Origin of the sequence: Streptomyces sp. PsTaAH-124, from assembly GCF_000373685.1 — a bacterium.
Classification (GTDB): Bacteria; Actinomycetota; Actinomycetes; order Streptomycetales; family Streptomycetaceae; genus Streptomyces; species Streptomyces andamanensis.
Genome location: NZ_KB892174.1, coordinates 82643 through 96197, shown reverse-complemented (window position 1 = coordinate 96197; position 13555 = coordinate 82643). Strand labels below are relative to the sequence as shown.

Annotated in this window: 2 protein-coding genes; both read left to right on the top strand. The window is 76.3% G+C overall.

The window, feature by feature from the left end:
* The first annotated feature begins 162 nt into the window (after nt 1-162).
* Entirely contained in the window at nt 163-8610 is an 8448-nt protein-coding gene (locus B086_RS40380) for a type I polyketide synthase (protein ID WP_018568363.1), read from the top strand.
* Between the two features lie 19 nt (nt 8611-8629).
* On the top strand, nt 8630-13552 hold the full coding sequence (locus B086_RS0120790; RefSeq protein ID WP_018568362.1) for a type I polyketide synthase: 4923 nt from the start codon (nt 8630-8632) through the stop codon (nt 13550-13552).
* Nucleotides 13553-13555 lie beyond the last annotated feature (3 nt).

Here is a 13555-nt window from a genome sequence, read left to right as displayed (position 1 = left end):
GGACGGCGGTGGCCGCCGGCCGGCGGGCCGTCAGGGTCCGCGGCTCGCCCGGGGCGGCGGCCGGACGACCGCGCCGCCCACCCCCGGCGGCGGTCGCTCCGGCCGCCGCCGCTGAATCGTCCGCCGCTGACTTGAAGAGGGATGGCGTTGTCAAGGAATCTGGTGGCTTGGCCGGTCTCGGGCAAGAGTGCCGCCGCACTGCGTGCCCAGGCCCGGCGACTGCGCGATCATCTCGTGGCGACGCCGGGCACCCGGCCCGCCGATGTGGCGCTGACCCTGTCCACACGGGCCGTGCTGGAGCACCGTGCCGTCGTCCTCGGTGCGGACGAGGAGCAGCTGCTCGCCGGTCTGGACGCGGTGGCCGAGGGCCGCGACGGGGCAGCGGTGCGGGCGGGCGTGGCGCACGGCGATCCGCGCCCGGTGTTCGTGCTGCCCGGCGCTGGCGTGCCCGCGGACGCCGCCCGACTGCTGGACGCCTTCCCGGCGTTCGCCGAGCGGATGGCCGAGTGCGCGCGGGTCCTGGACCCGCTGACCGGCGGGAGCCTGCTGGACGCGGCCCGCTCCGCCCGGACGGCGCCCGACGCCGCCGGGCCGCTGCGCTGGGCGGTGTCGGTGTCCCTGGTCGCGCTGTGGCGGGCGCTCGGGGTGCGGCCGGCCGCGCTGATGGGCGACGGCGACGGGGAGACGGCGGCGGCCTGCGCGGCCGGGGCGCTGTCCCTGGAGGACGGCGCCCGGCTCGCCGTACGCGGCGGACGCCCCGCCCCCGGCACCCCGCGCACCGGCGGCTTCACCCCGTCCGCGGGGTCGCCCGAGGACACCGTACGGGCGCTGCGCGACAAGCGGCACGAGGTGTTCGTCGTCCCGGACGCGGACCTCGCCGCCCGGGTGGCCGCCGTCACCGGCGCCGACCGGGTCGTGGCACCCGACGACGACGGACTCCCCGGTCTGCTGGCGCAGGCACATGTGCGGGGCGTGACGGTCCGCTGGGGCGCCCTCCTGGAGGGTTCCGGCGCGTCCGGAACCGACCTGCCCACGTACGCCTTCCAGCGGCGCCGCTACTGGTCGGTGCCGGTCGTCGCGGCGGACGCCGCCGGACTGGGCCTGACCGCCGTGTCCCACCCGCTGCTGGGCGCGGCGGTGGAACTGGGCGAGCGGGGCGCGCTGGTGTTCACCGGCCGTGTCTCGGCCCGCACCCACCCGTGGGTCGCCGACCACGCGGCGCTGGGCAGCACCCTGCTGCCGGGCACGGCCTTCGTCGAGCTGGCCGCGCACGCGGGCTCCACCGTGGGCCTGGACCTGCTGGAGGAACTGACCCTGCACGAACCGCTGGTGCTGCCCGACGAGGGCGCGGTGCTGCTCCAGGTGATGCTGGACGCGCCGGACGCCTCCGGCCGCCGTACGGTCACCGTGCACGGCCGGTCCGAGGACCAGGGGACCGCCTGGGCGCGGCACGCCACCGGAGTGCTGGCCACGGGCGCCGCCGAGGCCGCCGACCTCGCGCAGTGGCCGCCCGCGGGCGCCGAACCGCTCGCCCTGGACGGCCTCTACGAGCGGCTGCGGGCCCGCGGCTACGACTACGGGCCGGTGTTCCAGGGCCTGCGCGCGGTGTGGCGGGCGGGCGAGGACGTGTTCGCCGAGGTCGTGCTGCCCGGCCAGACCCGCGACGAGGCGGGCCGGTTCGGTCTGCACCCCGCACTGCTCGACGCGGCCCTGCACGCCTCGCTGGCCGCCGAGGACGCCGACGCAGCGGACGGTGCGGCGGACGGCGGCGAGGGCACCGGGACGGTGCTGCCGTTCGCCTGGACCGGGGTGTCCCTGCACGCCACCGGCGCCAGCGAACTGCGCGTGCGGCTCAGCCCGGTGGGCCAGGACGGTACGGCGATCAGCGCCGCCGACACCACCGGGCGCCCGGTGCTGTCCGTGGCCTCGCTGGTGGCCCGGCCGGTCGCCGCGGGCAGCCTGGGCGAGCAGCCCTGGCGCCTGGAGTGGACTCCGCGGCCGCTGCCCGCCACGGACACCGCGCACCCCGCCGCGCCCGTCACGCTCGGCGCCCCCCTCCCCGGCGTGCCGGGGACACCCGCGTACGCCGACCTGGCGGCCCTCGCCGCCGCCGTGGACGACGGCCTGCCCGCGCCCCGGTGGGTGCTGTGCCCGCTGGCCCGCCCCGAGGGGGAGGTCCCGCAGGCGGTGCGCGCCGTCACCCACCACGCCCTGGACCTCGTCCAGCGGTGGCTGGCCGACGACCGGTTCGCCGACTCCCGGCTGGTGTTCGTCACCGAGGGCGCCGCCGCACCGGACGCCACCGACCTCGTCCTCGCCCCCGTGTGGGGCCTGGTCCGGGCGGCGGAGGCGGAGAACCCCGGCCGGTTCGTCCTCGCCGACCTCGACGGCACCCCCGGCTCCCACGACCGGCTGACCGCCGTACTGGCCACCGGGGAACCCGAGTTCGCGCTGCACGACGGCACCCTGCGCGTCCCGCGCCTGGTGCGCGGCGCGGGCCCCGACACGGCGGCCGCCCCGGACCCCGAGGGCACCGTCCTGGTTACCGGCGGCACCGGCGGCCTGGGCGCGCTGATCGCCCGCAGGCTGGTCACCGGACACGGCGTACGCCGACTGCTGCTGACCAGCAGGCGCGGCACCGACGCCCCCGGCGCGGCCGAACTGACCGCGGAACTGGAGCAGTTGGGCGCCGAGGTGACCGTCGCCGCGTGCGACGTCGGTGACCGTGCCGCCCTCGCCCGGGTCCTGGCGGCGGTGCCCGCCGCGCATCCGCTCACCGGGGTGGTGCACGCGGCCGGTGTCCTCGACGACGGTGTCGTGGAGTCCCTGACCGCCGACCGCCTCGACACCGTCCTGGCCGCCAAGGCGGACGGCGCCTGGCATCTGCACGAGCTGACCGCCGGGCACGACCTGGCCTTCTTCCACCTGTTCTCCTCCGCCGCCGGCATCCTGGGCGCGGCGGGCCAGGCCAACTACGCCACCGCCAACACCTTCGTCGACGCGCTCGCCCGCCACCGCCGGAGCACCGGCCTCCCGGCGACCTCGCTGGCCTGGGGCCTGTGGGCGACCGGCGGCATGGCCGAGCAGCTGACCGGCGCCGACGTGGAACGGCTGCGCCGCCAGGGCTTCCCGCCGCTCTCCGCCGACGAGGGCCTCGGCCTGTTCGACGCGGCCCTGCGCAGCGCCGAACCGCTGTTGTTGCTGCTGCGCCTGGACGTCAGCGCGCTGCGCGCCCAGGCCGCGGCCGGGTCCGCGCAGACGGTCCTGCGCGACCTGGTCCCGGCCCCGGCCCGCCGCACGGAGGGCGCCACGGCCCAGGCCGCCGCCTCCGGCGGTCTCGCCGAGCGGCTGGCCGGGCTGTCCGCCGAGGACCGCGCCCGCGAACTGCTGCACCTGGTGCGCGCCCAGGCCGCCACCGCGCTCGGCCACGACTCCGCCGACGCCGTCGAACCCGACCGCGCCTTCCAGGAGATGGGCTTCGACTCGCTGGCCGCCGTCGAACTGCGCAACGCGCTGCGCGCCCTCGTCGGCCAGAGCCTGCCCGCCACGCTGGTCTTCGACCACCCGAGCGCCCGCGCGGTCGCCGCCCACCTGGACACCCTGCTGTCCGGCGCCGACGACCGCACGGCGGCCACCGCCCCGGCGCCCGGCGGCGCGTCCGGCGACGACGACGATCCGATCGTCATCGTCTCCATGGCCTGCCGCTACCCCGGCGACGTCGCCTCCCCCGAGGACCTGTGGAAGTTGGTCGCCGACGGGGTCGACGCGGTCGGCGGCTTCCCCGCCGACCGGGGCTGGGACGTCGAGGGCACCTACGACCCCGAGCCCGGCAACCCCGGGAAGACCTACACCCGTTCCGGTTCCTTCCTCTACGACGCCGCCGACTTCGACAACCGCTTCTTCGGTATCAGCCCGAACGAGAGCCTCGGCATGGACCCGCAGCAGCGGCTGCTGCTGGAGACCTCCTGGGAGCTGTTCGAGCGGGCCGGGATCGACCCGGCGGCGCTCAAGGGCTCGGCCACCGGTGTGTTCACCGGCGTCATGTACCACGACTACCCGTTCGCCTCCGCCACCGGCTCGATCATCTCCGGGCGGCTCGCCTACCACTACGGCCTGGAGGGCCCGGCCGTCTCCCTGGACACGGCCTGCTCGTCCTCGCTGGTCGCCCTGCACCTGGCGATCCGGGCCCTGCGGGCGGGCGAGTGCTCCCTCGCGCTGGCCGGCGGTGTGACCGTGATGTCGACGATGGAGACGTTCATCGAGTTCAGCAGCCAGCGCGGCCTGTCCGCCGACGGCCGCTGCCGCTCCTTCGACGCCGCCGCCGACGGCACCGGCTGGGGCGAGGGCGCGGGCCTGCTGCTCGTCGAGCGGCTGTCCGACGCCCGCCGCAACGGGCACCCGGTGCTCGCGGTGATCCGCGGCTCGGCCGTCAACCAGGACGGCGCGAGCAACGGCCTGACCGCGCCCAACGGGCCCGCGCAGCAACGCGTGATCCGCCAGGCCCTCGCCGACGCCGGACTCGGCACGGACGACGTCGACGCCGTCGAGGCGCACGGCACCGCGACCGTCCTCGGCGACCCGATCGAGGCCCAGTCGCTGCTGGCGACCTACGGCAAGGACCGGCCCGCCGACCGGCCGCTGTGGCTGGGCTCCCTGAAGTCGAACATCGGCCACACCCAGGCCGCCGCGGGCGTCGGCGGCATCATCAAGACCGTCCAGGCCATGCGGCACGGCGTCCTGCCCAGGACCCTGCACCTGAACGAGCCCTCCCCCAAGGTCGACTGGTCCGAGGGCCAGGTGCGGCTGCTGACCGAGGCCACCCCGTGGCCCCGCCAGGGCCGCCCGCGCCGCGCCGGAGTCTCCTCCTTCGGCATCAGCGGCACCAACGCCCACGTGATCCTGGAGCAGTCACCCGACGAGGGCGGCCTCGCCTTCCTGTTCACGGGGCAGGGTGCGCAGCGGCTCGGCATGGGCCGGGAGCTGGCCGAGGCCCACCCCGTCTTCGCCGAGGCGCTGGACGCCGTACTGACCGCTGTGGACGCGCACTTGGAGCGGCCGCTGCGGGAGGTGATGTGGGGCGAGGACGCGGACCTGCTGAACCAGACGCAGTACACGCAGCCCGCGCTCTTCGCCTTCGAGGTCGCCCTCTACCGGCTGGTCGAGTCGTGGGGCGTGACCCCGGACCACCTGGCCGGGCACTCCATCGGCGAGATCGCCGCCGCACACGTCGCCGGGGTCTTCTCCCTGGAGGACGCGGCCCGCCTCGTCACCGCACGCGGACGCCTCATGCAGGCCCTCCCGGCGGACGGCGCGATGGTCGCCGTGCAGGCCACCGAGGACGAGGTGCTGCCGCTGCTCACCGAGCAGGTGGGCATCGCGGCCGTCAACGGGCCGTCGTCGGTGGTCGTCTCGGGCGCCGAGGACGCCGTCCTCACCCTCAAGGCGCACTTCGACAGCCTCCGGCGCAAGACCAAGCAGCTCGCCGTGAGCCACGCCTTCCACTCACCGCTGATGGAACCGGTGCTGGACGACTTCCGGGCGGTGGCGGAGTCGCTGACCTACGCGCGCCCCCGCATCCCCTTCGTCTCCACGGTCACCGGTGACACCGTCACCGACGAACTCACCACCCCCGCCTACTGGACCGAGCACATCCGCAAGCCCGTCCGGCTCACCGACGCCGTCAGCCGCATCGCGGCCGCCTCCCACCTGGAGATCGGCCCGGACGCCGTCCTCACCGCCCTCGGCCCTGCCATCGCGGAGGACGCCGGCTTCACGGCGGCCCAGCGGCGCGGCCGCGGGGAGCGGGAGGAGTTCGCCGCGGCGATGGCCGCGCTCGGTGGCACCGAACGCGGCACGGGACCCGCGCTGCTGCCGCTGCTGCTGTCCGCGCGCACCGCCGAGGCGCTGCCCGCCCAGGCCGAGCGCCTGCACCGGCTGCTCGCCCAGGACCAGGCCCCCGGCCTCGCCGACGTCGCCTGGTCCACCGCCGCCACCCGCGTCCCGCTGGACCACCGCGCCGTCGTGTGGGCCACCGACCGCGCCGACGCCCTGGAGAGCCTGCGCGCCCTCACGGACGACCGGGAACTGCCCCAGATCGTGCGCGGACGCGTCCAGAGCGGCGAGGGCACGGGCTTCCTGTTCACGGGGCAGGGTGCGCAGCGGCTCGGCATGGGCCGGGAGCTGGCCGAGGCCCACCCCGTCTTCGCCGAAACGCTGGACGCCGTACTGACCGCTGTGGACGCGCACTTGGAGCGGCCGCTGCGGGAGGTGATGTGGGGCGAGGACGCGGACCTGCTCAACCAGACCCAGTACACGCAGCCCGCACTGTTCGCCTTCGAGGTCGCCCTCTACCGGCTGGTCGAGTCATGGGGCATCACACCCGACTATCTGGCCGGTCACTCGATCGGCGAGATCGCCGCCGCACATGTGGCAGGGGTGTTCTCGCCGGAGGACGCGGCCAGGCTGGTCACCGCCCGGGGACGACTCATGCAGGCCCTCCCGGCGGGCGGCGCCATGATCGCCGTCCAGGCCACCGAGGAGGAGATCCTGCCGCTGCTCACCGAGCAGGTCGGCATCGCCGCCCTCAACTCCTCCCAGTCCACGGTCGTTTCGGGCGCTGAGGCCGAAGTACTCGCCATCGCCGAGCACTTCGCCGCCCAGGGCCGCAAGACCAAGCAGCTCAGCGTCAGCCACGCCTTCCACTCCCCGCTCATGGAACCGGTCCTGGACGACTTCCGGGCCGTCGCGGAATCGCTGACGTACCACCAGCCCCGCATCTCCTTCGTCTCCACGGTCACCGGCGACACCGTCACCGACGAACTCACCACCGCCGCCTACTGGACCGAGCACATCCGCAAGCCCGTCCGGCTCACCGACGCGCTCGCGCACCTCCCCGCCGTCGCCTTCCTGGAGATCGGCCCCGACGCCGTGCTCACCGCGCTCGCGCAGGACATCGTGCCGGGTGCGGCGGCGGTCGCGGCGCAGCGCCGGAACCGGGTGGAGACGGAGGAACTCGCCGGTGCGGTCGGCCGGTTGCACACGGTGGGTGTGCGGGTCGACTGGGCGGCGTACTTCGAGGGCAGTGGCGCGCGGCGGGTGGAGCTGCCGACCTACGCGTTCCAGCGGGCCCGGTACTGGCTGGTGCCGCAGGACTCGGGCGAGGGTGTCGCGGGGATCGGGCAGGCGCCGGGCGGGCATCCGCTGCTGGGTGCCGAGGTGGAACTGCCGGACGGGGGCCTGGTGTTGACCGGGGTGCTGGCTCCGGGGTCAGAGGGCCTGCTCGCCGAGCACGCCCTGCTGGGCACGCCCGTGCTGCCCGTCTCGGCGCTGGCCGAGCTGGCGCTGAGCGCGGGTGAGCGGCTGGGCTGCGGGACGCTGGCGGAGTTCGGGGTCGACCGGCCGCTGATGCTCCCGGCGGATGCGGCGGTCACGCTGCGGGTCGTGGTCGGTGCGGCGGACGAGGCGGGCGGTCGGTCCGTGGCCGTGCACTCCCGGCGGGGCGAGTCGGACGGCTGGGTCCGGCACGCGGGCGGCGCGCTGCGTCCGGAGGAGGCCGGGGGTACGGCCGTACCGGAAGCGTGGGCCGAGGTGTGGCCGCCGGCCGGGGCCGTGCCGGAGGCGTGCGACGACGTGTACGACGTGCTGGCCGGGCGGGGGTACCACTACGGTCCCGGTCTGGAGCTGGTGCGGGCGCTGTGGCGGCGCGGCGACGAGGTGTTCGCCGAGGTCGCCCTCGACGGGGAGGAACCGGCGGCCGAGGGCTTCGGGCTGCATCCGGCGCTGCTGGAGGCCGTGTTCCATCCGCTGTGGGCGGCGGGCGCGGACGCCGGGCCGGTGCTGCCGTCCGGCTGGCGGGAGGTGGTGCTGCACGCCGCCGGTGCCTCGGCGCTGCGGGTGCGGCTGGCCCCGGCCGACGACGGCTCGGGCGGTGTGACGGTGGGCGCCGCCGATCCCTCGGGTGCTCCGGTGCTGTCGGCGCGTTCCGTGGACTTCCGTGCCGTGACGGCCGGTGAACTGGGCGCCGAGGAGGGCGCGGTGGCGCCGGTGCGGCGGCGTGCGGCGGTCCGGCGGGCCTCCGCGGGCGGCGCTGCCGGGCTGCGGGAGCGGCTGGCGGCGCTGCCCGAGGGCGAGCGCGACCGGGAGCTGCTGGAGCTGGTGCGCACGCAGGTCGCCGAGGTGCTGGGGCATCCGTCGGGTTCCTCGGTGGAGCCGGACGAGGCGTTCCAGGAGCTGGGCTTCGACTCGCTGGCCGCGACCGAGCTGCGCCGCAGGCTGGGCGCGGCGACCGGGCTCGACCTGCCGGCGACGCTCGCCTTCGACCAGCCCAGCGCGCGGGCCGTGGCCGCGTATGTGCGGGCCGCGCTGGCGCCGCCGCCGGTGGATCCGGTGGCCGTGGTACTGACGGAGGTGGACCGCCTGGCGGAGGCGCTGGCGTCGGTGCCCGTGGCCGGTGACGGCGAACGGGCCCGGGTGGGTGCACGGCTGGAGGCGCTGGTGCGCCGCTGGCAGGACCTCGCGGGGCGCGAGGACGAGGCCGCCGGGGAAGACCTCGGCGCGGCCACCGACGACGAACTGTTCGAGGCGCTCGACCGCGAACTCGGCTTGTCCTGACGGGAGAGTGTGGGAACCGATGGCGAACGACGACAGGCTCAGGGACTACCTCAAGCGGGCGACCGGCGAACTCCAGCAGGCCAAGCGGCGGTTGCGGGAGCTGGAGGACCAGAAGGCGGAACCCGTCGCGATCGTGGCGATGGCGTGCCGCTACCCGGGGGGTGTGACCTCGCCGGAGCAGTTGTGGGAGCTGGTCGCCGCGGGCGGTGACGGCATCACGTCCTTCCCGGACAACCGGGGCTGGGACGCCGAGGCGCTGTACGACCCGGAGCCGGCGACGCCGGGCCGGACGTACTCGACGCGGGGCGGCTTCCTGCACGACATGGGCAGCTTCGACGCCGATCTGTTCCGGATGAGTCCGCGGGAGGCGAAGGAGACGGATCCGCAGCAGCGGCTGCTGCTGGAGATCTCCTGGGAGGCGCTGGAGCGGGCGGGCCTGGATCCGACCGGGCTCAAGGGCAGCCGTACCGGGGTGTTCGCCGGGGTCGCCTACCACGACTACGCGGGGCGCAGCGGGCTCGGTGAGCGCGGGATCGGCACGCTGGGCAGTGTGGTGTCCGGGCGGGTGGCGTACAGCTTCGGTTTCGAGGGGCCCGCGGTCACGGTGGACACGGCCTGCTCGTCGTCGCTGGTGGCGCTGCACTGGGCGGTGCGCGCGCTGCGCGCGGGCGAGTGCTCGCTGGCGCTGGCGGGCGGGGTGACGGTGATGAGCACTCCGGACGCGTTCGTCGGGTTCAGCCAGGACCGGGGGCTGGCGCCGGACGGCCACTGCAAGTCGTTCGCGGCGTCCGCCGACGGCACCGGGTGGGGCGAGGGTGCCGGGATGCTGCTGCTGGAGCGGCTGTCGGACGCGCGCCGCAACGGGCATCCGGTGCTGGCCGTGGTCCGGGGCAGCGCCATCAACTCCGACGGCGCGAGCAACGGTCTGACCGCGCCGAACGGGCCCTCGCAGCAGCGGGTGATCCAGCAGGCGCTGGACGACGCGCTGCTGTCGGCCGCCGATGTGGACGCGGTGGAGGGGCACGGCACGGGCACGGTGCTCGGTGATCCCATCGAGGCGCAGGCGCTGCTGGCGACGTACGGGCGGGGGCGGCCGGAGGACCGGCCGCTGTGGCTGGGGTCGCTGAAGTCGAACATCGGGCACACCCAGGCGGCGGCCGGGGTGGGCGGGGTCATCAAGATGGTGCAGGCGATGCGGCACGGGGTGCTGCCGAGGCTGCTGCACCTGGACGAGCCGACGCCGAAGGTGGACTGGTCGGCGGGCGCGGTGCGGCTGCTGGCCGAGGACACGCCGTGGCCAGACGGCGGGCGGCCGCGGCGCGCGGGGGTCTCCTCGTTCGGGCTGAGCGGCACCAACGCGCATGTGATCGTGGAGCAGGCGCCCGCCGAGGCGGTGGACGCGGCCGGTGGACCGGGCGAATCCGAGGGTTCCGGGACGGCGGCCGGGGCCGGGCGGCCCGCGGCCGACGGCGGGCCGGTGCCGCTGGTGGTGTCGGGCAAGAGCGAGGAGGCGCTGCGCGCGCAGGCCGGGCGGCTCGCCGCGCATCTGGCGGAGAGCGGCGACACCGGCCTGCGGGACCTCGGGTTCTCGCTGGCGACGGGCCGGGCGGCGCTGGAGCACCGGGCGGTGGTGAGCGCCACCGACCGCAAGCAGGTGCGGCGCGCCCTGGCGGCGCTGGCCGCCGGTGAGCCCGCCGCGAACGTGGTCACCGGGGTGGCCCGGGGGGAGGCGGTCAACGCGTTCCTGTTCACCGGACAGGGCGCGCAGCGCCTCGGCATGGGCCGTGAACTGCACGCCGCTCAGCCGGTGTTCGCCCAGGCGCTGGACGCGGCGCTGACCGAGCTGGACCGGCATCTGGACCGGCCGCTGCGCGAGGTGATGTGGGGCGAGGACGCCGACCTGCTGAACCGGACCGAGTACGCGCAGCCGGCGCTGTTCGCGGTCGAGGTGGCCCTGTTCCGGCTACTGGAGTCCTGGGGTGTCACGCCCGACTGCCTGGCCGGGCACTCGATCGGTGAGATCGCCGCCGCGCACGTGGCGGGTGTGTTCTCGCTCGCCGACGCCGCCGCGCTGGTCGCGGCGCGCGGCCGGCTGATGCAGGCGCTGCCCGTGGGCGGGGCGATGGCCGCGGTGGAGGCCACCGAGGAGGAGGTGCTGCCGCTGCTCACCGGGCAGGTGGGCGTCGCGGCGGTCAACGGGCCCTCGTCGGTGGTCGTCTCAGGCCCCGAGGACGGCGTCCTCGCGGTCGCGGAGGCACTGCGCGCGCTGGGCCGCCGCACCAAGCGGCTGAACGTGTCGCACGCCTTCCACTCGCCGCTGATGGAGCCGATGCTCGCCGAGTTCGCCCGGGTCGCCGAGGGCCTGTCGTACGCTCCCCCGGCGCTCGCCGTCGTCTCCACCGTCACCGGCGCCCCGGCCGGCGCCGAGGAGCTGTGCTCCGCCGACTACTGGGTGCGGCACGTACGGGAGCCGGTGCGGTTCCTGGACGCGGTGCGCGCCCTGGAGTCGCGGGGCGTGACCACCTTCCTGGAACTGGGCCCGGACGCGGCGCTGTCGGCGACCGGACCGGACTGCCTGCTCGCCCCGGAGGACGGTGTGTTCGCACCGCTGCTGCGCCGGGACCGCCCGGAGGGGCAGGAGACCGCGGGCGCCCTGGCCGCCGCGTACACGCGGGGCGTACGGGTGGACTGGGCGGCGTACTTCGCGGGCGCGCGCCGGGTGGAGCTGCCGACGTACGCCTTCCAGCACCGCTGGTACCTGTGGCAGCCGTCCGCCACCGGGGGCGGCGGTGCCGATCCGCTGGACGCGGGCTTCTGGGACGCGCTGGAGCGGCAGGACGACGCGGCGGCGCTGGCCGGGCGGCTGGGGGTGTCCGGTGACGCGCTCGCCGAAGTGCTGCCCGCGCTGGGCGAGTTGCGCCGTACGCACCGGGAGCGGGCGCTGACCGACACCTGGCGCTACCGGGTGACCTGGCACGCACTGCCGCGCCCGCAGGCCCCGAGCGGGCCCGCCGCGTGGCTGCTGGCCGTGCCCGCCGGGCGGGCCGCCGATCCGGCGGTGGCCGCGGTCGTGGAGGGGTTCCGGGAGCGCGCCGGGGACGTCACCGTGGTCGAGGCCGGCCCGGACGACACTCGGGACGCGCTCGCCGCGCGGCTCGGCGCGGCGGCGGACGGCGTCGCTCCGGCCGGGGTGCTGTCGCTGCTCGGCCTGGACGGGGCGCCGCACCCGGAGCACCCGGAGCTGTCCGCCGGAACCGCGACGACGGTCCTGCTGGCGCAGGCGCTCACCGACGCGGGCGTCACCGCTCCCCTGTGGTGCGTGACGGCGGGCGCGGTGGCCGTGGACGGCACCGAGTCCGTCGAGGAGCCGCTGGCGACCTCGCTGTGGGGCCTGGGCATCGGGCTCTCCCTGGACCAGCCGGACACCTGGGGCGGCCTGGTCGACCTCCCGGCGGGAGCGGACGCGGCCGACGCGGCGGTCCTCGACGGGCTGTACGCCGTCGTGTCGGCGGGCGGCGGCGAGGACCAGGTCGCGCTGCGCGCCCAGGGCGCCTACGGCCGCCGGATGGAACGCGCGCCGCTGGGCGACCGGGAGCCCGCGCGGCCCTGGCAGCCGCGCGGCACCACCCTGATCACCGGCGGCACCGGCGGCCTGGGCGCCCATGTGGCCCGGCTGCTGGCCTCGCACGGCGCCCCGCACCTGGTCCTCACCAGCAGGCGCGGCGCGGAGGCGCCCGGCGCGGCCGGGCTGACGGAGGAACTGACCGCGCTGGGCGCCCGGGTGACGGTCGCCGCCTGCGACGTGGCCGACCGGGAGCAGGTGGCCGCCCTGCTGGCCGGGCTGCCCGAGCTGACCGCCGTGGTGCACGCGGCCGGTGCCGCGCAGCGGCCCGTCCCGCTGGGCGAGCTGCCGCTGGCCGAGTTCGCCTCGGTCGGCACCGCGAAGGTCGCGGGCGCCGCCCATCTCGACGACCTGCTCGGGGACCGGGAGCTGGACGCGTTCGTGCTGTTCTCCTCGGGTGCCGCCGTGTGGGGCGGCGCCGGGCAGACGGCGTACGCGAGCGCCAACGCCTATCTGGACGGGCTGGCGCGGCGGCGCCGGGCGCGCGGCCTGGCCGCGACCTGTGTCGCGTGGGGCTCCTGGGACGGCGGCATGGTCACCCCGGAGATCGCCGCGGCCTCGCGGCGGATCGGCGCGCCCGCGATGGCGCCCCGCTCGGCGCTGGCCGCGCTGCGCCGGATCCTGGAGCACGGCGAGTCCCATGTGGTGGTCGCCGACATCGACTGGGCGAAGTTCGCCCCCACCTACACGCTGGCCCGGCCGCGCCCCCTGCTGGACCTGCTGCCGGAGGCCGCCGAGGGCGGCGCACCGGAGCAGAGCGCGGGCGGCGGCGACCGCCAGGACCTGGCCGCCCGTCTGGAGCGGCTGACCGGGCCCGAGCAGGCCGCGGCCCTGCTGGACCTGGTCCGCACCCAGGTGGCGGCGCTCCTCGGCCACGAGGACGGCGCGGCGGTCGAACCGCACCGGTCCTTCCAGGACCTGGGCTTCGACTCGGTGTCCGCCGTGGACCTGCGGACCCGGCTGAGCGCGGCGACCGGCCGCAAGCTGCCCACCACGCTCGTCTTCGACTACACCACGCCGCGCGCCCTCGCCGACTACCTGCGCACCGAGCTGTGCCCGCAGGAGGGCGGCGCGGGCGGCGGCTCGGTCGACGAGGAACTGGAGCGGTTCGGCGCGTATCTGGCCGCTCTGACACCCCAGCAGGTCGAGGAGTCCCGCATCGTCTCCCGGCTGCACGCGCTGACCGCCCGGCTCACGGGCGGCGGCGGTGAGGAGGCCGGCGCCTCCGCTCAGGCCACACTCGAGTCCGCCAGTGCGGACGACGTGTTCGACTTCATCAACACCACGCTCGGACTCGATGTCGACTCGATCCGCGAATAGGAC

What these genes read in the sequence shown, in the direction of transcription:
- B086_RS0120790 (WP_018568362.1), top strand. Translation starts at nt 8,630, where the DNA reads ATGGCGAACGACGACAGGCTCAGGGACTACCTCAAGCGGGCGACCGGC.